Origin of the sequence: Leucobacter sp. 7(1), assembly GCF_900163635.1 — a bacterium.
Taxonomy (GTDB): domain Bacteria; phylum Actinomycetota; class Actinomycetes; order Actinomycetales; family Microbacteriaceae; genus Leucobacter.
Map to the genome: position 1 here is coordinate 48,016 of NZ_FUID01000004.1, position 21,791 is coordinate 69,806.

General features: G+C 64.9%; 23 protein-coding genes and 4 tRNA genes. 10 read left to right on the forward strand and 17 right to left on the reverse strand.

From position 1 onward, the window contains the following. Positions 1-26: 26 nt before the first annotated feature. Together FM113_RS01095 and recO are read right to left on the reverse strand one after the other, a co-directional pair. Entirely contained in the window at positions 27-821 is a 795-nt protein-coding gene (locus FM113_RS01095) for an isoprenyl transferase (RefSeq protein ID WP_087010623.1), read from the reverse strand. A gap of 10 nt (positions 822-831) precedes the next feature. Beyond that, positions 832-1,554, reverse strand: a complete 723-nt coding sequence (gene recO, locus FM113_RS01100; RefSeq protein ID WP_087010625.1) for a DNA repair protein RecO — start codon at positions 1,552-1,554, stop codon at positions 832-834. Positions 1,555-1,606: 52 nt separating this feature from the next. Here recO and FM113_RS01105 point away from each other — a divergent pair, with 52 nt between their 5' ends. Continuing rightward, positions 1,607-2,527 carry a trimeric intracellular cation channel family protein gene (locus FM113_RS01105; protein WP_369676678.1) on the forward strand — a complete coding sequence of 307 codons (921 nt, stop codon included), beginning with the start codon at positions 1,607-1,609 and terminating at the stop codon, positions 2,525-2,527. Here the strand turns inward: FM113_RS01105 and ruvC are convergent. The 7 genes from ruvC to FM113_RS01140 form a co-directional block, all read right to left on the reverse strand. Further along, on the reverse strand, positions 2,524-3,117 hold the full coding sequence (gene ruvC, locus FM113_RS01110; protein ID WP_087010627.1) for a crossover junction endodeoxyribonuclease RuvC: 594 nt from the start codon (positions 3,115-3,117) through the stop codon (positions 2,524-2,526). The genes FM113_RS01105 and ruvC overlap by 4 nt on opposite strands. 29 nt (positions 3,118-3,146) lie before the next feature. Then, the gene (locus FM113_RS01115; RefSeq protein ID WP_087010629.1) at positions 3,147-3,911 is read right to left on the reverse strand and encodes a YebC/PmpR family DNA-binding transcriptional regulator; all 765 of its coding nucleotides are present in this window, start codon (positions 3,909-3,911) and stop codon (positions 3,147-3,149) included. A gap of 55 nt (positions 3,912-3,966) precedes the next feature. Then, positions 3,967-4,470: an HIT domain-containing protein gene (locus FM113_RS01120; RefSeq protein ID WP_087010767.1), complete on the reverse strand. Its 504-nt coding sequence runs from the start codon at positions 4,468-4,470 to the stop codon at positions 3,967-3,969. A 41-nt stretch (positions 4,471-4,511) separates the two neighbouring features. Continuing rightward, on the reverse strand, positions 4,512-6,479 hold the full coding sequence (thrS, locus tag FM113_RS01125) for a threonine--tRNA ligase (protein ID WP_087010632.1): 1,968 nt from the start codon (positions 6,477-6,479) through the stop codon (positions 4,512-4,514). A 104-nt stretch (positions 6,480-6,583) separates the two neighbouring features. Beyond that, positions 6,584-7,027 (reverse strand): DUF6713 family protein, encoded by a 444-nt coding sequence (locus FM113_RS01130; protein WP_217895932.1) that lies wholly within the window; start codon positions 7,025-7,027, stop codon positions 6,584-6,586. Between the two features lie 98 nt (positions 7,028-7,125). Beyond that, positions 7,126-7,198 (reverse strand) — tRNA-Val (locus FM113_RS01135). Between the two features lie 72 nt (positions 7,199-7,270). After that, the gene (locus tag FM113_RS01140) at positions 7,271-8,290 is read right to left on the reverse strand and encodes a hypothetical protein (RefSeq protein WP_087010633.1); all 1,020 of its coding nucleotides are present in this window, start codon (positions 8,288-8,290) and stop codon (positions 7,271-7,273) included. Positions 8,291-8,460: 170 nt separating this feature from the next. Between FM113_RS01140 and FM113_RS01145 the strand changes: the two genes are divergently transcribed. The 3 genes from FM113_RS01145 (at position 8,461) to FM113_RS01155 (ending at position 8,758) form a co-directional block, all read left to right on the forward strand. Further along, positions 8,461-8,532 (forward strand) — tRNA-Gly (locus tag FM113_RS01145). 57 nt (positions 8,533-8,589) lie between these two features. After that, a tRNA-Cys gene (locus tag FM113_RS01150) sits at positions 8,590-8,660 on the forward strand. A gap of 26 nt (positions 8,661-8,686) precedes the next feature. Further along, positions 8,687-8,758 (forward strand) — tRNA-Val (locus FM113_RS01155). Positions 8,759-9,119: 361 nt separating this feature from the next. On the opposite strand, the gene FM113_RS01160 is transcribed toward FM113_RS01155, so the two are convergent. Both FM113_RS01160 and FM113_RS01165 read right to left on the reverse strand, forming a co-directional pair. Beyond that, entirely contained in the window at positions 9,120-9,614 is a 495-nt protein-coding gene (locus tag FM113_RS01160) for an AAA family ATPase (RefSeq protein ID WP_254908808.1), read from the reverse strand. A gap of 210 nt (positions 9,615-9,824) precedes the next feature. Continuing rightward, positions 9,825-10,442 carry a TetR/AcrR family transcriptional regulator gene (locus FM113_RS01165; protein WP_254908809.1) on the reverse strand — a complete coding sequence of 206 codons (618 nt, stop codon included), beginning with the start codon at positions 10,440-10,442 and terminating at the stop codon, positions 9,825-9,827. A gap of 36 nt (positions 10,443-10,478) precedes the next feature. Between FM113_RS01165 and FM113_RS01170 the strand changes: the two genes are divergently transcribed. After that, the gene (locus tag FM113_RS01170; protein WP_087010637.1) at positions 10,479-11,585 is read left to right on the forward strand and encodes a GNAT family N-acetyltransferase; all 1,107 of its coding nucleotides are present in this window, start codon (positions 10,479-10,481) and stop codon (positions 11,583-11,585) included. Between the two features lie 32 nt (positions 11,586-11,617). On the opposite strand, the gene FM113_RS01175 is transcribed toward FM113_RS01170, so the two are convergent. Both FM113_RS01175 and FM113_RS01180 read right to left on the reverse strand, forming a co-directional pair. Continuing rightward, positions 11,618-11,857 (reverse strand): hypothetical protein, encoded by a 240-nt coding sequence (locus tag FM113_RS01175; RefSeq protein WP_087010639.1) that lies wholly within the window; start codon positions 11,855-11,857, stop codon positions 11,618-11,620. A 74-nt stretch (positions 11,858-11,931) separates the two neighbouring features. Continuing rightward, entirely contained in the window at positions 11,932-12,168 is a 237-nt protein-coding gene (locus FM113_RS01180) for an Rv0909 family putative TA system antitoxin (RefSeq protein ID WP_087010641.1), read from the reverse strand. A 193-nt stretch (positions 12,169-12,361) separates the two neighbouring features. On the opposite strand from FM113_RS01180, the gene FM113_RS01185 reads away from it, so the two are divergent. Continuing rightward, a complete protein-coding gene (locus FM113_RS01185; RefSeq protein ID WP_087010643.1) occupies positions 12,362-12,727 on the forward strand; it encodes a VOC family protein in 366 nt (121 codons plus the stop codon). A 33-nt stretch (positions 12,728-12,760) separates the two neighbouring features. Here FM113_RS01185 and FM113_RS18360 read toward each other — a convergent pair whose 3' ends face one another. Genes FM113_RS18360 through FM113_RS01200 form a run of 3 tightly spaced genes read right to left on the reverse strand, consistent with a single transcriptional unit; the run spans position 12,761 to position 15,681 of the window. After that, on the reverse strand, positions 12,761-13,408 hold the full coding sequence (locus FM113_RS18360) for a type II toxin-antitoxin system PemK/MazF family toxin (RefSeq protein ID WP_254908810.1): 648 nt from the start codon (positions 13,406-13,408) through the stop codon (positions 12,761-12,763). After that, positions 13,405-14,466, reverse strand: coding sequence for a cell division protein ZapE (zapE, locus tag FM113_RS01195; RefSeq protein ID WP_087010645.1), 1,062 nt, complete (start codon positions 14,464-14,466; stop codon positions 13,405-13,407). The genes FM113_RS18360 and zapE overlap by 4 nt, the downstream gene beginning before the upstream one ends. A 6-nt stretch (positions 14,467-14,472) precedes the next feature. Further along, the gene (locus FM113_RS01200) at positions 14,473-15,681 is read right to left on the reverse strand and encodes a S9 family peptidase (RefSeq protein WP_087010647.1); all 1,209 of its coding nucleotides are present in this window, start codon (positions 15,679-15,681) and stop codon (positions 14,473-14,475) included. A gap of 124 nt (positions 15,682-15,805) precedes the next feature. Here FM113_RS01200 and FM113_RS01205 point away from each other — a divergent pair, with 124 nt between their 5' ends. The 4 genes from FM113_RS01205 to FM113_RS01220 all read left to right on the forward strand — a co-directional run bounded on the left by FM113_RS01205 (position 15,806) and on the right by FM113_RS01220 (position 21,072). Next, positions 15,806-16,435, forward strand: a complete 630-nt coding sequence (locus FM113_RS01205; protein WP_087010649.1) for a DUF3000 domain-containing protein — start codon at positions 15,806-15,808, stop codon at positions 16,433-16,435. Continuing rightward, positions 16,422-17,615 (forward strand): HRDC domain-containing protein, encoded by a 1,194-nt coding sequence (locus FM113_RS01210; RefSeq protein WP_087010773.1) that lies wholly within the window; start codon positions 16,422-16,424, stop codon positions 17,613-17,615. Before FM113_RS01205 ends, FM113_RS01210 begins: the two co-directional genes overlap by 14 nt. Positions 17,616-17,727: 112 nt before the next feature. After that, entirely contained in the window at positions 17,728-18,930 is a 1,203-nt protein-coding gene (locus FM113_RS01215) for a thiolase family protein (RefSeq protein ID WP_087010651.1), read from the forward strand. Positions 18,931-18,936: 6 nt separating this feature from the next. Next, positions 18,937-21,072 (forward strand): 3-hydroxyacyl-CoA dehydrogenase NAD-binding domain-containing protein, encoded by a 2,136-nt coding sequence (locus FM113_RS01220; protein ID WP_087010653.1) that lies wholly within the window; start codon positions 18,937-18,939, stop codon positions 21,070-21,072. A 53-nt stretch (positions 21,073-21,125) separates the two neighbouring features. Here FM113_RS01220 and FM113_RS01225 read toward each other — a convergent pair whose 3' ends face one another. Then, the gene (locus FM113_RS01225; protein ID WP_087010656.1) at positions 21,126-21,791 is read right to left on the reverse strand and encodes a pentapeptide repeat-containing protein; all 666 of its coding nucleotides are present in this window, start codon (positions 21,789-21,791) and stop codon (positions 21,126-21,128) included.

A 21,791-nucleotide genomic window follows, 5' to 3' on the forward strand; every position in this document is an offset into this window, starting at 1 on the left:
GCTCCCATTCTCTCATGCGGCGCGGACTACTTCGCGGTGCCCGGCGTGGGCGCGTCGGTGGCCCCACCAAAGCGCCGATCCCGATCATGGTAGACCTGAATGGCGCGCCATAATTCCTGCCGGCTGAAGTCCGGCCAGAGGGTGTCAAGGAACACCATTTCGGAGTACGCGGATTGCCACAGCATGAAGTTGCTTGTGCGCTGCTCCCCTGAGCTTCGCAGGAACAGATCGACGTCGGGCAGTTCCGGCACGTACAGGTGGCGTTCGATCGTGCGCTCGGTGATCCCCATAGGGGTGAGCCGACCCGACTCAATGTCGGCGGCAATCGCTCGCACAGCGTCCACGAGCTCATTGCGGCCCCCGTAGTTCACGCACATCGTGAGCGTCAGGCCTGTGTTTGCCGCAGTCACCCGCTCCGAGGCGCGCAACTCGTTGATCACGGAGCCCCAGAGTTTTGGCTTGCGGCCGGCCCAGCGCATCCGGACGTTCCAGGCGTGGAGCTGTGCCCGTCGGCGTCGCAGCACGTCGCGGTTGAAGCCCATGAGGAAGCGCACCTCGTCGGGCGACCGGCGCCAGTTCTCAGTGGAGAACGCGTACACGGAGAGGTGGGTGACGCCCGCCTGGATCGCGCCGGCGACGACGTCGAGCAGCGCCTGCTCGCCCGCCCGGTGCCCCTCGACCCGAGTGAGGCCCCGCTGATTTGCCCAGCGCCCGTTCCCGTCCATCACTATCGCGACGTGTTTCGGCACGGGGCCCGCGAACCGTGGCGGCGTTTCGCCCGTCCAGTTGACCGGGACGAGAGTATCGGGGGCAGCGCGCATACCCAGCAGTCTAAAGCCGCGGGGTGCTGAACGAGCGCAGCCCGCGCTCCAGGTGCCACTGCGTGTACGCCGCCGTAATCCCCGCCGCCTGACCGCGCTCCCGTTCCGACGCGGCCAGCGCGTCATCCCAGTCGCCGGCGAGCAACGCCCGCAGCAGAAGCACGCTGCCCGGATCCAACCGCGGAGATCCGGGCGCGCGGCAGGCTTCGCAAGTCACGCCGCCGAGCTGCACGTTGACGGCGGTGTGCGGACCGGGCGCGCCGCAGCGCACACAGTCCACGAGTCCAGGCGTCCAGCCCGCAACCGACATCGCACGGAGGAGGTAGCCATCGCGCACAAGCTCGGCCGGGATTTTCGCCGCGGCGAGTGTGCGCAGGGCACCCACGAGGAGCGAGTACTGGGCGGGGCTGGGGTCGCCCTCCGCCAGGCGCTCCGCGGTTTCCACAATGACCGAGCCAGAGCGGTAGCGTTCGTAGTCTGCACTGATCGCAGGCCCGTACGCGCCCAGCGTTTCGGCCTGCGTCACTGTGTCAAGCGTTCGGCCTTCAAAGCACTGGATGTCCGCAACCATGAACGGCTCGAGGCGAGCCCCAAACTTCGACGAGGTGCGGCGCACCCCCTTCGCAACCGCGCGGAGGAGCCCCCGACCGCGAGTAAAGAACGTCACAATGCGATCGGCCTCGCCCAGCTTGTGTGTGCGGAGCACCACACCTTGGTCACGATAGAGAGGCACCCCCCTAGTATCCCGCATCTCCAGATCCCGCGTCGGATGGGACAATAGCGAGGTGATTGACGAGACGTTCCAAACCCCACTCCCACTCGACCTCGTGGCCGTCGGCGTGGGCAGTCTGCAGGGTGCGATGTTCGCCGCCGGATTCAAACGAATCGATCTCCTCGGAGTCGCGATCATCGGTATCGCCTCCGGCATCGGCGGCGGCTTCCTACGCGATATCCTGCTCGGCGTCACCCCGGCCGCGTTCTCGGACAATCTGTACCTTGTCGTGGCGACCGGTGCGGCGTTCATTGGCATGCTCCTCCCCCGGTTGCTCCAGAAAGTGGATCCGGTCATCACCGTCCTCGATGCGCTCAGCATCGGCATGTTTGGGGCGATCGGAACAACCAAAGCACTTGCCATGGGCATGCCGGTAATTCCCGCCCTGTTCATCGGGACAGTGTCCGCCGTCGGCGGCGGTGTGCTGCGCGACGTGATGCTCAACATCCCGATCGCCCTCATGCACGTTGGCTCGCTCTACGCGGTGGCAAGCCTCGTCGGTGTCGCCACACTCGCGACGCTCGTGGCCCTCGGAGTTCCGGTCCTGATCGCAGGCATCGTGTGCGTGATCGTCACCGCAGTACTTCGCCTGCTTGCCGTCCGCTTTGGCTGGAGCCTGCCCGAACAGCGTGCGCTCAGTCGGATTCGACTGCGCCGCCAACGCCAGGTGGAGCAGGTCATCGAGGAGGCTCTGCACACGGGAGCGATCACGCTGCCCATCGACCTGGCCCATCTGGAAGATCTCGGCGAGGACGACGACTTCTCGACGCGTGAGGCGGAGGGGCCACGGGCTGGGAGCGCAGGATCCGGCACCGCTGTCTCGGGTTCTGGTTCTGGTCAGCGACGCAGCCCAGACGTGCATCCGGATCCGCTGTGGAACATGCGGCCGAATCCGGCGGACGATACGCCGCCGGCCCGGGATCCCGAGGCTTAGCCGCGCGGACCGCTCCGTCGGCGGCCGACCTTCGCCTCGGCTTCACGCCAGGCGCGCTGAGCGGGTGTTTCTCCGGCCGGTGCGGCGGCAGCGTTCTGCCTGTCGGCGGCACCACCACGGCCAAGGTGCCATGCGTGCGTGATCGCGAGCGCAAGCGCATCCGCAGCGTCCGCGGGCTTGGGCGGAGCGGCGAGCCCCAGGAGGCGGGTCACCATTGTGGTCACCTGAGCCTTGTCCGCGGCACCATACCCGGTGACCTGGGACTTCACCTCGTTCGGGGTGTACATCGCGACGGGGATCCCGCGCTCTTCAGCCAGGTACATGACAACCCCGCTAATCTGTGCGACACCCATAACACTCGCCACGTTCTGTTGCGCGAAGACGCGTTCGAGCGCGATCCCGTCAGGGCGCTCACCATCGAGCAAGCGCTTGATGCTGGATCCCAGTTGATGCAGCCGGGCCGGAAGCGGTGCTCCAGCCGGGCTCCCCAGAACCTCAACGTGCTGAAACTCCACGCGCCGCCCGGCACCCGCTGTGACAATACCGATGCCACAGCGGGTGAGACCCGGGTCGATCCCGATGATGCGCACGTCGGCTCCGCGGAACGCGTCCGTGTCGACTATTCGTCGTTCGCGAGCTCGGCCTGAACCTCGGGGGTCAGGTCGAAGTTCGAGTAGACGTTCTGTACATCGTCGCTGTCCTCGAGCGCGTCGATGAGTCGGAACACGGAGCGGGCAGTGTCCGCATCGATCTCGATCTTCACGTTCGGCACGAACTCCGCGTCAGCGGAATCGTAATCAATTCCGGCCTCGACGAGCGCGGTGCGAGCCGCCACGAGCTCAGACGGGTCCGTCAACACTTCAAAGGCTTCACCGTTGGGCGTCGGGGTGACCTCTTCTGCGCCGGCCTCAAGCACAGCCATGAGCACATCGTCCTCGGTCGTGCCCTCAGCCGGAACCGTGAGCACACCCTTCCGCGCGAAGTTGTATGCAACCGAGCCGGGATCGGCCAGGGTTCCACCGTTGCGGTTCAACGCCGTCCGCACCTCGGCGGCCGCGCGATTCTTGTTATCGGTGAGGCACTCGATCATCAGCGCGACGCCATTCGGGCCGTAGCCTTCGTACATGATCGTCGTGTACTCGACGGCCTCGCCATCGAGTCCGGCGCCTCGCTTGATCGCGCGATCGATGTTGTCTCCGGGAACGGAGTTCTTCTTTGCCTTCTGTACAGCGTCCACAAGCGCCGGGTTGCCCTGCATATCGGGTCCGCCGATGCGGGCAGCAACCTCGATGACCTTAATGTACTTCGCGAACGCTTTCGCGCGACGCGAGTCGAGGATTGCCTTCTTGTGCTTCGTGGTCGCCCACTTGGAGTGTCCGGACATGGGGACTCCTTCTCGATGAAAATACTGCGGTGAATTTCAGGATAGGTACGTGGCGCTACTCGGCGGAATCCGGGGGGTCAGCCCAGGCCGTCGCCAGCTTCTCGCGCACCTCTCCAAGGAGCTGCGGCAGCGCCTTCGTCTTCGCGATAATCGGGAAAAAGTTTGCATCCGAGCCCCACCGGGGCACGATGTGTTGGTGCAGGTGCGCGGCGACCCCGGCCCCGGCGATCGCGCCCTGGTTCATCCCGAGGTTAAAACCGTCGCAGCCCATCACCTCGCGAGCGATCCGCATCGCCCGCTGGGTGAGGGCACCGATCTCGGCGACCTCTTCCGGGTTCGCCTCGTCGTAGCCGGCGATATGCCGATACGGGCATACAAGCATGTGCCCAGTGTTATAGGGGAACAGATTCAGGATCACATACGCCGTCGTGCCACGCGCCACAATCAACGCGTCCTCGTCGGACTTCGTGGGAGCCTCGCAGAACGGGCAGTCCCGGTGATCAGGCTGGTGATGATCTTTGACGTACACCATACGGTGCGGCACCCACAGACGCTCCATATCGTCCGGGGTGCCCACCGCAGCGGTGGAGCTGAGATCTTCTATGCGGTCCACGCCGTCGACACCTGTTCGTGCGCCGCGATCGCACCGGTAATGCGTTCGATGGCTTCGGCAACCGGAACACCGTTCAGCTGTGTGCCGTCGCGGAAGCGGAACGACACGGCGTTCGCCGCGCGATCATCCTCGCCCGCAATGAGCTGGAACGGCACCTTTGCTTTGGTGTGGTTGCGGATCTTCTTCGGCATCCGGTCGTCACTGTGATCAACCTCGGCACGAACGCCCTGGGCCCGCAGCTGCGCGATCACGCCGTCCAGGTACTCGCCGTACTGCTCGGCGACCGGGATCCCAACAACCTGAGTCGGCGACAGCCAGACCGGGAAGGCGCCGGCGTAGTGCTCAAGCAGGATCGCAAAGAACCGCTCGACCGAGCCCAGCAGGGCGCGGTGAATCATGACCGGCTGCTTCCGGGTCCCGTCCGCTGCAGCGTACTCAAGCTCGAACAACTCGGGCTGATTGAAGTCGAGCTGCACGGTCGACAGCTGCCAGGTGCGGCCGATTGCGTCGCGCGCCTGCACCGAAATCTTCGGGCCGTAGAACGCAGCGCCCCCCGGATCCGCGACGAGCTCGAGCCCGGACTCCTCGCCGACCTCGCGCAACGTCTGTTCGGCCTCAGCCCACTGCTCCGCCGTGCCCACCGACTTCTCGGAGTCACGCGTCGAGAGCTCCAGGTAGAAATCATTCAGGCCGTAGGCGCGCAGCGTCTCGAACACGAACTCGAGCTGAGTCTTGATCTCGCCCTTGACCTGCTCGTCGGTGACGTAAATGTGTGCGTCGTCCTGCGTCAGGCCGCGCACTCGGGTCAGGCCAGACAGGGTGCCCGACTTCTCGTAGCGATACACCGTGCCAAACTCGGCCAGGCGAAGGGGAAGCTCGCGGTAGCTGCGCGAGCGGGCACGGAAGATCAGGTTATGGAACGGGCAGTTCATGGGCTTCAGGTAGTAGTCCTGGCCCTGCTTTGTGACGTTGCCCTCTGCGTCCACGACCTCATCGAGGTGCATGGCCGGGAACATACCGTCCTTGTACCAGTTGAGGTGCTGGCTGGTTTCAAACAGTGAGCCCTTGGTGATGTGCGGGCTGTTCACGACCTCGTAGCCGTTTTTCAGCAGCTCCGTACGCATGAAGTTTTCGATTTCATGGCGGATGATGCCGCCACGCGGATGGAACACCGCGAGGCCCGAACCGATCTCGTCGGGGAAGCTAAACAGATCCATCTCGACGCCCAGCTTGCGGTGGTCGCGCTTCGCGGCCTCCTCGAGGCGCGTTTGGTAGGCGCGCAGCTCGTCCTTTGTCGGCCAGGCGGTGCCGTAGATGCGCTGCAGCATCGGGTTCGCCTCGCTGCCGCGCCAGTATGCCCCGGCGCTGCGCATCAGAGCCCAGCCGTTGCCAATGACGCGAGTGCTCGGCACGTGCGGGCCGCGGCACAGATCCTTCCAGCAGACTTCGCCTGTTTTGGGGTCGACGTTGTCGTAGATCGTGAGCTCGGCACCGCCGACCTCAACGCTCTCGTTGTCGCCGCCCTCGGCGGCACCGCCCTTGAGGCCAATCAGTTCGAGCTTGTAGGGCTCGTTCGCGAGTTCTGCGCGTGCCTCATCCTCGGTCACAACTCGACGCACAAAGCGTTGGCCCTGCTTCACGATCTTCTGCATCTCACTGGAGATCGCCTTCAGGTCCTCTGGCGTAAACGGCTCAGCGGGATCGAAGTCATAGTAGAAGCCATCGGTGATGGGCGGCCCGATGCCGAGCGTAGTCTCCGGGTCAATTCGCTGCACTGCCTGCGCGAGCACGTGCGCCGCGGAGTGACGCAGGATACTCAGCCCGTCCTCGGAATCGACCGAAACGGGCTCAACCGTGTCCGTTTCCGTGACCTCCGTTGCCAGGTCGCGGAGCTCGCCATTGAGTCGCATTGCGACAATCGAGCGATCGGTAAACAGGGAGAAGCCATCGGCCACAGGGGCACACTCCTTCAATACGGTGACACGGACCCCGCAATTCTATCGCGGGAGCGCGTCCCGAGATGGCACCATGCCCCAGAGTCCTGGAAACACCCCGCTATTTACGGGCGGGCCGCGGAAACCAGGCGCGGCAATCGACAGGCGAGCACCACGCCGGCGATCCCGCAGCCCACGATCACGACGATCGAGAGTGGGAGGTGAAATTCTTCGCGGCCGAACAGTGCAAAGCCAAGATGCAGCATCGCCGTGACAATGCCGAGCCCACCGCACACCGCCACGCTGAGTGCCGCGCGGCGCCCACCCATGAGAACTTCCCGATACCCGAGAATCAGTACGCCAACTGCAAGCGCATTGAACACAAGGAACCCTTGGACTCCCCCGGGCACACCAAACATGGCCCACTCCTGCCAGTAGGCTGCGTCGATCTGGTGCACCACGAGCAACAGCATCGTCACCGCGTACCAGTGGCTTGTCCCCGCAGAAACACGTTGTGTGGCGTGTTGCGCTTCGGAGTGTGCGGGGAGGGAACTGTCGCTGGGAGGCATGGCGTCAGTATCTCGCATCGATGCTGCCCCGGAGAAACCGAACTGATCGCGGGAGAACGACGAAACCCCCGGCTAGGTGAGCCGAGGGTTTCTCTGTGTGGGCGATACCAGACTCGAACTGATGACCTCTTCCGTGTGAAGGAAGCGCGCTACCAACTGCGCCAATCGCCCGTTTCGCTGCTCGTTTCCGTGCTGCGCCAACCTGACCGATAGTACACGGATTGATCACGCCACGTGACGCCACTACTCTGTCGGGCGTGTCGTCACAGGGGCCAGATCACTGTTGAGGTGCTGATCTAATGCGGAGCTCACCTCGCTCAACGCGGTGAGCTGATCACGGAGCGCGTTATAGCGATCAATGTCCCCTTGGAGCGCAGTCAACGTGGCCTCAAGCTCAGTGCGACGCCACTCGAGATCGGCACGCACCTGTTCGAACGCGGACGGCGAATCAGAGAACTCGAAGCGTTCGTTCCGCGCACTGAAGTCAGCGGCATCGGCGTTGAACTGTTCGACGGCAGTGCCGTACTCAACCTTGCGGCGTTCCACGTCTTCACGCAGGGTCGTCATCTCATCCTGGATCCCGTCCGCCTGCCGCTGCAGGTCCACGAAGACGGCGTGATACCTCGCGAACGTATCCGCAATCGCCCCGCGATCCTGGAACCACTTCGCGTAGTGAGCCTCAAGATCCTCCGACAGTGCCGCAACCTCAGTCCCCAGCACGGAGTGCAGCTCATTTGCAAATGCACTATCGGAGAGGTGCTCGTACACCGACATGCGCTCGCGCAACTCCGCGTCGTCAACGCTGAGGCGGTCGTACTCCTGCCGGAGCTTCGCGGTCAGGGCGGCACGATCCCCCTCCCCGAGACGCGCAAAGGTCGCATGCAGCAACTCGTGGGCGGCCGTCACCTCCACAATGCCCGTCACCCGCTCATCCGTGACGTCGTACAGGTGGATTCGATCCTGCGTAAAGCAGCCGAGCACATGGCCCTGCTCCGAATGATCAACGCCCGCACACTGGGCATTGAAGTGCTGACTGCCGTCCACCGTGGGATGCGTCGCCAGGAACACGCGCTCCCCCGCCTCTGACAACCGGAGGTCATCAAGGACCTCGGAGACGCGCGAACTCGGTTCGAACGCAATCGCCGCAAAGTGATCCTTGATGTGCTGCCGGAAGCTCACCGCCAGGCAGACCGCGACAATGAGCACCCCAAAGAACGCGATCCACAGGCCCCGACAGAGCGTGGAGCGGGCGTTCTTCACCATGCGTCCACAGTAACCGGCACCACCGACACTCGGGCCAAAAAATGCGGATCGGCGGGAAAAAGGGGAAATTCCGGGCGTCCCGAACCCGGCACGCCCGGGCGCTTGATCAGAATTTGCGTGGGCTACCGGGCACCCCCTATAGTCATTCAAGTACACGGCAACGTGAACGTGCGGATGTAGCGCAGCGGTAGCGCATCACCTTGCCAAGGTGAGGGTCGCGAGTTCGAATCTCGTCATCCGCTCTGGGAGTAGGCTTCTGGCCAACTGCCTTGCAATATGAATAGGTGGCAACACCATACGGTGGCGTGGCCGAGAGGCGAGGCAGCGGCCTGCAAAGCCGTATACACGGGTTCGAATCCCGTCGCCACCTCTCAATAAATGAATAGCCTCATGTAGGCGCGATTGGCGCAGCGGTAGCGCGCTTCCCTGACACGGAAGAGGTCACTGGTTCGATCCCAGTATCGCGCACTCCCGAAGACCCGGCCCAGGCCGGGTCTTTTTCATTCCCCCAGGAGAGCTCTGAGCCAGTGACCTCGCGGCACTCGCGAACGCTTCGCGTCCGCCCCAGAGTGCCACGCTGGTTCGATCCCAGTATCGCGCACTCCCGAAGACCCGGCCCAGGCCGGGTCTTTTTCATTCCCCCAGGAGAAGATCTGACCCAGTGACCTCGCGGCTCTCGCGAACGCTTCGCGTCCGCCCCGAGAGTGCCACGCTGGTTCGATCCCAGTATCGCGCACTCCCAAAGACCCGGCCCAGGCCGGGTCTTTTTCATTCCCCCAAGGAGCAGACCTGACCCAGTGGCCTCGCGGCACTCGCGAACGCTGCAGATTCACCGTGGGTCACGAATGGGGAGACCCGCTAGCCAGTTCCGCGCCTCCCTCGGGGTACGCAGCCGCACCACGGTGAGGTGCGGGTTGCGGGCGAGGGCAGCCGGCATTTTGGCGCGCCAGGAGTGCATCGTCTTGGTCTGCCAGGCGAGGATGTTCCGCTCGGGGTTGCGCGAGAACATGCGCCACACACTCCCCTCTCGGTTCCCGTTCCACAGCGACTTCCGGGCAAAACTGCGTGCGAAGGTACGTCGGAAGAGACGCCAGCGCACCACGGAGCGCGAATAGTCGAGCCACACGGCAAGTTGCGCACGCGGCTCCAGGATCTCCCCGGCTCCCTTGCTTATGTATTGCCACTCCGTGACCCAGCGCTCCTCCCCCGCAAACCGCTCCACATCCGCGAGAAACTCGGGTCGGGGTACCCAGTTCGGCCCGTGGTAGAGCGCATCAATCTCCGTATGCCGCAGCGCCCACCGATCCCCTAGCGCGCGGGCCAAGGTTGTCTTCCCCGACCCACTCACCCCACAGACGAGCACACGATCCGCCGGCACAGGAATCCTCGCCTCTACGTTGAGAAGTTGAGATGCCCTGGGAGTCCGGTGCAACGCTGATTGTGATTCGTCGCCGTCCCCGCCAATCATGCTCGTCAGCATAGCTCTGCGGCACGACGCTCGGGAAAGTCATTTCCATGCGCGCAAGCGGCAGGATCAGACAGTCGGATCCTCGACCGCCGCGAGCAACGCTTGGATACCTGAGTGCAGAAGCCGCTCTGGGTCGAGCCCCTGTGCGGCGTGCAGCTCCGCGTAGCGCGGCGCGCGGTCCCCCGGGATCGGAGCCGCGAGTTCGGACGCCGCCATCGGTGTGGTGGTGGCGCTGCCGATGACAAAGTTTGAAACCGTATACGCCGTCGCGAGTGGGTCGGTCGCACCTCGTGCTTCGAGCAGCACCACCATACGTTCGGAGAGGGCGAGATAGTGCGGACCTCGCGGGGCGCGAGCCGCAATCACCTGGCAAGCCCAGGGATGCCGTACGAGATGCCGGTAGTACGCGCCCATCAGCTCCGCGAAGTTGGTCCCCGCGATCGCGGCCGCACATTCCACGTCCGCGCCAAGGGTGGCGTCGAGCGCGAGATCGAACAGATCGTCGACGCCGCGTACACGCGAGTAGAGGCTCGCAGGGGTGACCTCGAGCCGTGCCGCGACCGCGCGGACGGTGAGTGCTCGGAGTCCGCCCGCATCGAGTAGCGCGGCCGCGGCTTCCGAGAGCGCGACCAGATCCACCGCCCTGCGGCGCTGAATCGGTTTCATGTGTTCCCAGTAACTCACGGCTTCACCATAACCGAACTATGTTAACTTTAGAAAATGCTCGACGCAACACTCTTGCCCTTCACAGCAGTCCACGCCAGCCTCCGCCTCATGCACCACGGGGACGCAACGGCCTACGCCCAAGGTGCTGAAGATCCGGTCACGCGGGCCTGGGCCCAGCTCCCCGAACCGCGGTATACCCCCGAGTCGGTGACTGCGCTCATCGCCGGACCAATTGCCGAGGGCCTCGCCAATGGCACCCTCTTCGTACTCACAATCGCGGATCCCGACACGGACGAGTTCGCGGGAAGCCTGGTCCTGTTCAATGTCGCTGATACTGAGCTTGGCCGCACCGCCGAAGTCGGCTTCTGGGTGCATCCGGCGCACCGGGGAAAGGGCCGCGCACGCGCCGCGCTCTTTCTTGCCGCGGAGCTGGCCCGGCGCAGCGGCATTGAGATCCTCACCGCGCGCACAATCCCGGAAAACACGGCGTCCGCGCGGAGCTTGGAAGGCGCGGGATTCCGTTCGACGGGCGAAGGCAACAGCACGACGCCCGCCGGTGCGACCGCACGCACACGCCACTACTCGCGGGACCTCACCCCTGAGGCGGAGCTCCGAATCTCGACGGATCGACTGATCCTGCGCCCGCACAAGCTCGCTGACACCGAAGCCCTCTACAACGTGTACCGTCAACCTGGCGTCGCACGCTACCTCCTAGAAGAGCCTTGGAGCCCCACGGACGCCGACCGCCAGGTCGCCAAGCGCCTCCCGCAGGTGTCCTTGACAAGCGGCGATCACGCGGTTTCCCTAGTGATCGAGCATGATGGCCGCGTCGTCGGCGACGTGCAATTGTGGCTCACAGAACCAGAGCGCGGCCAAGCTGAGATCGGCTGGGTGCTGGATCCGGCCGCCGGCGGTTCGGGGCTCGCAACTGAAGCGGTTTCGGCGGTGCTCACGTGGGCGTTCGAAACGCACAAGCTCCACCGAATTGTTGCACAACTCGATGCCCGCAATACGGCCTCCGCGCGCCTCGCTCAACGCGTCGGGCTACGTAGGGAGGCCCACTTCTTGCAGAACTGGTGGAGCAAAGGAGAGTGGACGGACACACTTGTCTACGCCGCACTCCAAGCGGATCTCACGCAACCAGGGCACACACAGATTTAGGGCAGCTGTCCCCCATCGGCTCTCATGCCCACTCAGTCGACCGCGGGACCGCCAATCCCAAGCTGCCCCTGACCGGCATCGACGACCGCATTGATGTTTCCTGTCACGGTGGCCGCTGCGAGGATCAAGGTCAGCGCACGGCCCCAGAGGACCGAAGCCCCGTTCCAAGACGCCGAGAAATAGGTCACAGCGCACCCCAGCAGGACTCCCCTGAAGAACATTCCGGCGGCAATCTTGCTCCGGATTTCGCGGTCACCTGTCTCGCCCTTCACGACGGCACCGCCTCCGGGAACAGACGAGCGGGCCAGGCCCCCGAAAAGGTGACCCGGCCCGCTCGGTTGTTGAGTTACTGATTCCCGATCTTGCCGTCGAGGTTGTCGCGAACCTCGGCGATCTTGTCGGCGTGGCTGCCGCCGGTCACCTTGTTGGCGAGGTCAGCGGCACCGTCGAGGATCTTGTCGCTGATCGACTCGGCCTGGTCGCTCTTGAGTGCCTCACTGACCTTGTCAGCGTTCTCCTTCGCAAACTCGCCCACCTTGCCAGCAACTTCGCCGGCCTTTTTGCTGAGATCTTCGATGCTCATCTGCCCATCCTTCGCATGTGACGCGCCGCCGAACGATTCGACCGCTTGAGGCTATTATGGCGCGTTCCGTAGTGTCTGAAAAGGTTTTGTACAGGGAAGTCGAACTGTGACTGCGGGCCGTAGGCAATTGAGGGGTGACGAGCGTGGGTTTTCCCGCCACACTAGAGGCACAACGCGCACGAGAGGATCGCAGATGAGCGACGCACGACCGATCGGTTCCCTCACAGGAGTGATCTTCGATTGCCCTGACCCCGTCTCCCTCGCGGAGTTCTATCGTGGCGTACTCGGCGGGGTGATCGAACCGGACGGTGACGACTGGGTCGACCTCATCCTTCCCGGCGGTGGACTCCGGATCGGGTTCCAATTGGTGCCGGGCTATGAGCCACCCGTGTGGCCTGGCGAAACGGGTGCACAGCAGCTGCATCTCGACATTGCGGTGCCGGATCTGGCCTCGGCGGAGGACCCGCTTCTCGATTTGGGGGCGCGGCTCGTTGATTCCCAGGATGGATTCCGGGTCTATCTCGATCCGGTCGGACATCCGTTCTGCACGATCCACTAGCCGGGTCCCCCACGCAACCGGGGTAGTGGGCGACTAGCCTGACAGTCCGCGAGCGCGCAGCAGTGCGGCCACTGCGGGCTCAAACCGTTCGCGAGGCAGCACGGTGCCTTCACGCCGCATGCCGTCGTGTGTCACGCGAAGCAGACGCTCCGGGGAGAGGAAGCTCTCCCGACCCTGGCTATCCCACGGGCCGGATCCGATCGACACGAAGTCACGATGCTGTTTGGTGCTCAGGTAGCACCCCGCCGTGGTATCGACGTCGAGCCGGGCAATGATGAGCACCGGCCGGTCCTTGCCGCGGCCGTCATTTTCGACGTAGGGCACCCAGGTCCAGACGATTTCGCCGGGATCAGGGTCCCCGTCAACCTGCGGCGCATAGCTCACGCGCAGCCCGCGAGTCTCGGCCGCGGTGAGGTCGCGGGTCGCCCCGTCGCCATATTGGCCGGGGCTTTCGGAGTAGTCATAGTCGCGTTCCGTGGCGCCGGATCGAACCCCCGAACGCTCGGCGGTATCCGAGGGCTTCGGTGCCCCTCCGGTCCGCCGACCGGACGGCGTTTTCCCGGATTTCGTTTTCCCAGGCTGCGCGTTCCCAGGCTGCTCAGTCCCCTTCCGGGCGGCGCGAAGAAACGCGTCGAGGAATGACCTCAAGAAGTCAGCCCACCGCCCGGAAGAGCCGCTCATGCCGCGGTCTCGCTCGCGGTCAGTGCATTCAAGCGGGAGATGCAGCGCAGGTACTTCTTGCGGTACCCACCGTCGATCATGCCCCCGCCAAAGATGGAGGTCAGTGAGACTCCCGTGGCACGGATCGGAATCTGCGCATCGTAGACACGGTCGATGAACGCGACGAAGCGAAGCGCGGCCGACTGATCAGTGAGCTCGTGTACGTCGCGGAGCCCGATGCAGTCGACTCCGGTGAGCAACCCCGAGTACGCGGACGGGTGCACCGTCGCGAGGTGTGCGGTGAGCTCCGAGAAGTCATCGTCGGTCATGCGCTCGCCCGATGCGGCAACGTCCGCGAGCGCGAAACGGTAGGCGTCAGGCTCGAGCACCCGGGCATCACCTTGAATGTCGCGCTGGCGATAGTCCACACCGTCGATCCGGATCGTGCGGAATCGATCCGACATCGCCTGGATCTCGCGCATGAAATCTGAGGCGGCGAAGCGGCCCTCTCCGAGGGCGTTGGGCGGCGTGTTCGAGGTCGCGACGATCCGCGATCCCGTGGACGTGAGATCCCCGATCAGACGCGTCATGAGCATCGTGTCGCCCGGGTCGTCGAGCTCGAATTCATCGATGCAGATGAGGCGGGCACCCTGCAAGACGCCGACGGCACCCGCGTAACCGAGCGCGCCCACGAGTGCCGTGTACTCGATGAACGTTCCGAAGTATTTGCGACCGGCCGTGGCATGCCAGGTCGCCGCGAGGAGGTGGGTCTTGCCCACGCCAAAGCCACCGTCAAGGTAGACGCCAGGCTTGGGTGCCTCCACTGGGGCCGCCTGCTTCTTGCGCCCGAACCCGAAAAGACCACCGCTGCGCGCCGCGGGAGCACCGGATCCGGCAAACGCCTGCAGGAGGTCCCGCGCTTCCGCTTGAGACGGGTGATCGGGATCCGGTCGGTACGACTCGAAGGAGGCGTGATCGAACTGTCGTGGCGGCACCAGTGTCGCCACGATTTCTGTTCCCGAGATTGTGGGCCGTCGATCGACGAGGCGCGCGGCGCTGTGCTGCTGTTCAGTGGACATCGCGAATTAGTCTAGCCGCACGGGCGGTGTGGGGAGTTCCCCGCGCCAGGCTGGACGCGGCAGGGCACGTACAAACTGTTCGGTGGCCCGCTCCCACGACTCCGGATCCGTATTCCAGAGCCGCACGTGCTCCCCCTCGCGCTGCAGCCGCAGCTGAACAAGTTCTGGCCGGGCCGCAGCCAACTCCTCGGCTCCGGCACTCGGGACAAACGTGTCCCCGCGGCTTGCGTGAATCAGCGTCGGGACCTGCAACGCCTCGGCCACACGCTCGGGGCTCAGACTGGGAAAGTCGATGCCACCGGGCTCCCCGGCCTTCACGAGACCCCGCTGCAGGAGCTCGATCCCAACCTCCGCAAACGGGCGCGGAACCGGCACCCCCGCGGCCTGATGCCGCAGCAACGCAGGCCAATCGACCGCGGGCGAGTCCAAGATGAGTCCGTCAATGAGCGCCGCATACGGACCCGTCGTGGCGGATCGCAGCACCGCGGTTCCGCCCATCGACCACCCGAACAGCGTCACACGTTCGGCCCCGCGACGCCGCACTTCTGCGAGCGCAGCATCGACGTCCCGACTTTCGGCAACCCCGACACCGTAGCGCCCAAACTCGCCCCCTGGGGCTCCTGGGTCGTTGCGGTAGGAAATGACAAGACTCGAGACGCCCGCTCGGGCCAACGGCGGCACGCCGCGAAGCGTCTCTTCGGGAAGTGCCCCACGTCCGTGTACGTGCACTGCCCAGCGTCCTCGCTTGGCGCGGCGCGGTCGCAGCACCCAGGCCTCGGCATCGCCCAGCTCGGTGGGGTAGGTGATCCGCTCGCAACTGAGTCCCAATGCTTCGGGATCCGAGTACCACCACCCTGTCAGTCGGCCGCGCAGTCCCGGTGTGAGGCTCCCCCGATCCACCTGAAGTACTTCTCGCGCCGTGCCATCGACACCCTGCTGCGCGACCGGACCTAGGCGCGCGTGCCCGTGACCCCTGTCAAAAAGCAAGGAGTACTGCCCGGGGAGTTCCGCGTGGTGCCCGGTCAGCCACACAAGCACTCGTTCACCGTCCCGGGAAATCCGTGTCACGGTGACGGGCTCGGCTGCCGTGAGTTCAGGCGTGACCACTCGGCGCGCCAGCGCCGTTCCGCCCGCGAGCAGTCCCGCGGCACCCACCGCCACCGCGCCGACACCGATTCCGATCGCGCGACCCACCGCCCGTTCCCAGTTCCGCATACCGTCAACCTTCCCCGACCCTGCCCGAGTGGCGCACCCCGACACACCGCCGCCGCGGTGATCCGACGCTCCGCGGCGTGGCTTCGCCCGATGATTCACAGAGAACTCTAGTCTCACGAGTGTGATGGCAATGATCGGCGGACCCACGCTCGAATTCAGCGTCGCCGCCGAACAGCTGAGGACTGCGCGGCTGCGTAGCGAGCTCGTGTGCCAGGAGATCGCGCCCCCCGAGCGGGTGGCACCAGACTCCATGGCCCTCGCTGCTGGAGTGGCGCGTGGTCCCCGTCGCGGTCACGCCGCGGACATTGCGTTGGACTCCCCCTATGGCGCGGGCCGGTTGATCCTCATGCATGACCCCGGATCGGTTGAGGAGTGGGGTGGTCCGTTCCGCATTGTGTGTTTCGCGCACGCACCGCTCGAGCTTGAGATCGGTGTGGATCCCTTCATCTCGGATGTTGCGTGGTCCTGGCTCGTTGACGCGCTGGACACGCGCGAAGCGCGGCACACGGCCCTCTCTGGCACCGCGACAAAGACGATTTCAAGCGGATTCGGTACGCTTGAGTCGAGGGGCGATGCCGCTCAAATCGAGCTGCGCGCCTCCTGGTCGCCGCTCGGCACAGATTTCACCGCACACGCGGAAGCCTGGTCTGAGCTCATTTGCTTGCTCGCCGGACTCCCACACGCGGAGGGAGTCGAATCGATCTCGGCGCGACGGACGCGCCGGTCACCTGAGGAGCGCAATACCCGTGGTTGAACAGTCGGAACTCGAGACCAACTGGTCGCTGATCACCGACGACGAGGGGTTGCAAGCCGCTGCAGCACTCATTGCCGCGGGAACTGGCCCCGTCGGTGTGGACGCCGAACGAGCTTCGGGCTTCACATACGGCGCTGAAGCGTACCTCGTGCAGGTGTATCGCCGCGGCACCACGCCCTTCCTCTTCGATCCCGTCGGGATTTCGTCTTTCGCCCCGCTTGCCGAAGTACTCAGCGAGGAGGAATGGATCCTCCATGCCGCAAGCCAGGACATTCCCTGTCTCGACGAGCTCGGCCTCCACCCCGATCGACTCTTCGACACCGAACTCGCTGCGCGCCTCCTCGGCTACGACCGGGTCGGACTCGGAGCCATTGTGGAACAGCTCCTCGGCATCCACCTCGAAAAAGCGCACTCCGCAGCCGATTGGTCCCAGCGTCCGCTGCCCGAATCCTGGCTGGAATATGCGGCGCTCGACGTGGCCCTCCTGCCGGATCTTCGCGACGCGGTCGCCGCGGACCTCGAGGCTCAGGGGAAAACCGAGTTTGCCCGGCAGGAGTTCGAGGCCGTACGTACCAAGCCTGCGAAGCCGAAAGCCGCGGAACCCTGGCGCAAGCTCTCCGGTAGCCACGCACTGAAATCGCCCCGGAGCCTCGCGCTCGCACGCGAGCTGTGGGTGGCCCGCGACGAGCTTGCCCGCGAGCGCGATGTCGCCCCAGGCCGGCTCATCCCTGACTCGTCCGTGGTCTCCGCGGCCGTCGCGAATCCGCGTTCTAAGAACGATCTATCTCGGCTCGCGACGTTTAAGGGCCGCGCGAGCCGCACCGAGCTGGATCGCTGGTGGCGGGCCGTGCTCGCTGGGAAGACAACGGAGGATCTCCCGGGCACGAAGCCCCGTGACCCGGACGCGATCCCGCATCACCGAGGCTGGGCGCAGCGCCACCCGGAAGCCGCGGAGCGTCTCGCGGCCGCACGGGCCGCGGTTGAGGCCGAGGCCGAGCACCAGGGTATCCCGATTGAGAACCTCCTCACCCCGGATCATCTGCGCCGGCTGGTGTGGCGGCCGCCCGCAGATCCGAGCGCTGAAAATATCGCACTCCGTCTCAGGGAGCTCGGAGCACGGGAGTGGCAAGTTGGAATTGTTGCACCAATTATTGCCGGCGCTTTTGTAGACATGCGATAAGCAACGCCCCGGTTTTCCGCGAAGTTCCGCCGATCCCTCACGGCATGCCCCAAGAATGAGACTCCGTCCCTAATATGGAGACAGGCAGATTCACATACCTGATGGAGGCGAAGTGGCCGCAATGAGAGATGTCGTGTTCGTGGACGGGGTGCGCACCCCCTTCGGACGCGCGGGTGACAAAGGCATGTACGCGGGAACGCGCGCCGACGACCTCGCGGTCAAGGCGCTTCAGGGGCTGTTGGCTCGGAATGAGTCGCTCCCCCTCGATCGCATCGACGATGTCGGGATTGCGGCGACAACCCAGCAGGGCGACCAGGGATTGACACTCGGTCGCACCGTTTCCATGCTCGCGGGCGTGCCGCTGACGGTACCGGGTTTCGCCCTGGACCGCATGTGCGCCGGCGCACTGACTGTGGCCTCATTTATGGGTGCCGCAATTGGATCCGGCCAATATGACATTGCTGTTGCCGGCGGTGTCGAGCACATGGGTCGCCACCCGCTCGGCCTTGACGCGGATCCGAACCCCCGCTTTGTGGCGGAAAAGCTCGTGAGCCCGGATGCACTCAACATGGGACTGACGGCTGAGCGTCTCCACGACCGCTTCCCCGCACTCACCAAAGAGCGCGCCGATCGCTTCGGCATGCTGAGCCAGCATAAGGTGCAGGCTGCCTATGATCGTGGCGACATTCAGGCAGACCTCGTGCCGGTTGCCACCCGCTCAGCCGCAGGCTGGGGCCTCGCTACCGAAGATGAAGGCCGCCGTCCGCAGACCACGATGGAGGTACTCGCGGGCCTCAAGACGCCGTTCCGGCCGCACGGCCGCGTCACGGCGGGTACCTCCTCGCCGCTGACCGACGGTGCCACGATGTCGCTCATGGCCGGCGCTGACACCGCGCGGGAACTGGGACTCAATGCCAAGATGCGCCTCGTTGGATTCGCCTTTGCAGGCGTCGAGCCCGAGGTTATGGGCCTCGGCCCGGTCCCGTCCACAGAAAAGGCGCTCAAGCGGGCGGGACTGACGATCTCCGACATCGGGCTCTTCGAACTGAACGAGGCCTTCGCCGTGCAGGTACTCTCCTTCACCGATCACTTCGGCATCGCTGACGAGGATCCCCGCATCAACCCGTGGGGCGGCGCGATCGCGATCGGGCACCCACTCGCGGCATCCGGCGTCCGGCTGATGATCCAGCTTGCCCGTCAGTTCGCACAGCGCCCCGACGTCCGCTACGGCGTCACCGCGATGTGCGTCGGCCTCGGCCAGGGCGGCACGGCTATCTGGGAGAACCCCCACTTCGACGGCAAGAAGGGCAAGTAACACAACATGACTGACTACCGCAGCATCGACTTCGCTCCCCTCCTCGCGGCGTCGGCCGACGAGGTCATCACCGAGTCCTTCGTGCGAGACGTGGCGCTGCCCTCCGGCGGCACCCTCGCGCTCATCACGCTCGACAACGGCCGCGATCACACACGGCCCAATACGCTGGGTCCGCGCACGCTCGAAGCGCTCGGACGCGTGCTCGACGAACTCGCGAACCGCGCGTCTGCTGGCGAGATCACCGCCGTTGCAATCACCGGCAAGCAGTTTATCTTCGCCGCGGGCGCGGATCTCTCCAAGGTCTCGACGCTCGCGACCGCGGAGAACGCCCGGCTCATGGCACAGTACGGCCACCATATCTTGGGCAAACTCAGCACCCTCGGGGTCCCCTCCTTTGCATTCGTCAACGGACTCGCGCTTGGCGGAGCGGTGGAGATCGCGCTGCACTGCAACTACCGCACCGTCGATGCCTCGGCCGCTGCCATCGCGTTCCCCGAGGTCTTCCTCGGCATCATCCCGGGTTGGGGCGGTGCAACAATCGTCCCCAACCTGATTGGGATCGAACAGGCTCTCGAGGTCATTGTCTCCAATCCGCTGAAGAACAACCGCACGCTGAAGCCCAAGCAGGCCACCGAGATGGGGCTCTTCGATGCAATGTTTGGCGCAGCGAGCTTCCTCGAGGAGTCGCTTGTGTGGGCGGACGGCGTGCTCACCGGCAAGACCAAGGTCGCCCGCCCGCACGTCCCCGGCAAACTCGAGCGCCTCACCAAATGGCCGGCAGCAATCAAGATTGCCCGCGACACGCTGAAAGCGCGTATCGGCACCGCGGCGAAGGCCCCCTACCTGGCGCTGGATCTGCTGAGCGCCGCGAAGGACAATGACCTTGAGCGCGGTTTTGAGCGCGAGGATGATGCGCTCACCGAGCTCATCGCCGGCGACCAGTTCGTGGCATCGATCTACGCCTTCGACCTTGTGCAAAAGCGCGCAAAGCGCCCCGCTGGTGCCCCGGACAAGTCACACGCGAAGCCTGTGCAGAAGGTCGGCGTGATCGGTGCCGGGCTCATGGCAAGCCAATTCGCCCTGCTCTTCGCACGGAAGCTGCGCGTTCCCGTGGTCATCACCGACCTCGACCAGTCACGCGTCGACAAGGGCCTCGAATACATCCGAGGCGAGATCGACAAGATGGCAGAGAAGGGCCGACTCAGCTCCGACGATGCAAACCAGGTGAAGGCTCTCGTTAGCGGCACCACCGACAAGACCCTGTTCGCAGACTGCGACTGGGTCATCGAGGCGGTGTTCGAGGAACTCGGCGTCAAGCAGCAGGTGTTCGCCGAGATCGAGCCCATCATCTCGGAGACCGCGGTCATCGCAACAAACACCTCCTCGCTCTCAGTTGAGGAGATCGGCGCGAACCTCGCACACCCGGAACGCTTGGTCGGCTTCCACTTCTTCAACCCGGTCGCCGTCATGCCGCTCATCGAGGTCGTGAAGACGCCCGCGACGGACGAGGCCACTCTCGCAACGGCTATGGGGGTTGCGCGCAAGCTGGGTAAGAGCGCCGTGATCACGGCAGATCGCCCGGGCTTCGTGGTGAACCGTCTCCTTGCCAAGGTGATGGGTGAGGCCGCACGCGCGCTCGACGAGGGAACCCCGCTTCCTGTTGTTGAGCGTTCGCTTGCGCCGATTGGGCTCCCGATGGGGCCGTTCGAGCTCATTGATCTGGTGGGTTGGAAGGTCGCGGCCCACGTGCAGGACACGATGGTTGGCGCGTTCCCGGATCGCTTCTACGCCTCTCCCAATCTGCACGCACTTGCCGACGTCGAGGCGCCCCTCGTGAAGTCGAAGCAGGGCAAGGTCGAAGATCTCTCCAAGGCCGGGAAAAAGGCGCTGAAGCTCGGCTCCACTGCCGTCACGGAGGCGGAGATCCTGCGCCGCGTCGAAGACGAGCTGGCGGGCGAGATCAAGATCATGCTCGACGAGGGCGTCGTCGCGGCGGCAGAGGACATTGACCTCTGCCTGATCCTGGGGGCCGGTTGGCCGTTCCAGGCCGGCGGGGCGACCCCGTATCTCGACAGGGTTGGGGCGAGTGAGCGCGTGTTCGGCGCGACCTTCCACGATCCCAGGATCGCAGCTGCGGGCTAAACGCTCAACGGCATCGGAGTGAGGGGTGGTCAGCGCATCGCGCTGGCCGCCCCTCAGTCGTCGACGGCGATGCCGAGATGCTGCGCGAACACACGGGTCAGTGACGCCGCCTGTGTCGAACTGATCGTCGCCCCGCGCAGCGCCTTCGCGTCGCTAATGGTACCGAGAATCGTGAGTCCACGAAGGTCAACGCTACTGAGAGAGGCTGCGTTGACCTGTAGGGTCTCGGTGCGGCAATCCTCGAAGGAGACGCCCTCGAGTGTCGCCCCGGTGAGATCGAGCTCTGTGAACACGCAGCCACGGAAGATTACGCGGGTGAGGCGTGCGGCTCGAAAACCGGCCCAGCCAAACTTGCTCTCCGCGAAGAGCGTCGAGCGGACCTCGCCATCGTGCAGGTCGAGTGCGCCCACCCGAGATCCGATCAGCTCTACGTCTCGGAGCAGCACGCGCGCACCCCGGATCGTCGGGATATTGAGCCCCTGGAACTGGGTCTCCGTGAAGCGAGAGCCGCGGAGCGAGAGCGCGTCCCCGGTGAGTCCCCGAAATGAGCACTCGGTGAAGTTCGCTCCGTCAAGGTTGCCCTCACCCAGGTCGAGCTCAGAGAACGCGATACCGTCGTGGTCCTCGCGGGCCCCGGGGACCAGCTCACCAGCCGGCTCAAGATGTGGCAGCGTGAGTGGTTCAAGTACCGGAAAACGGGGTGTGCGCCGCGCGACCAT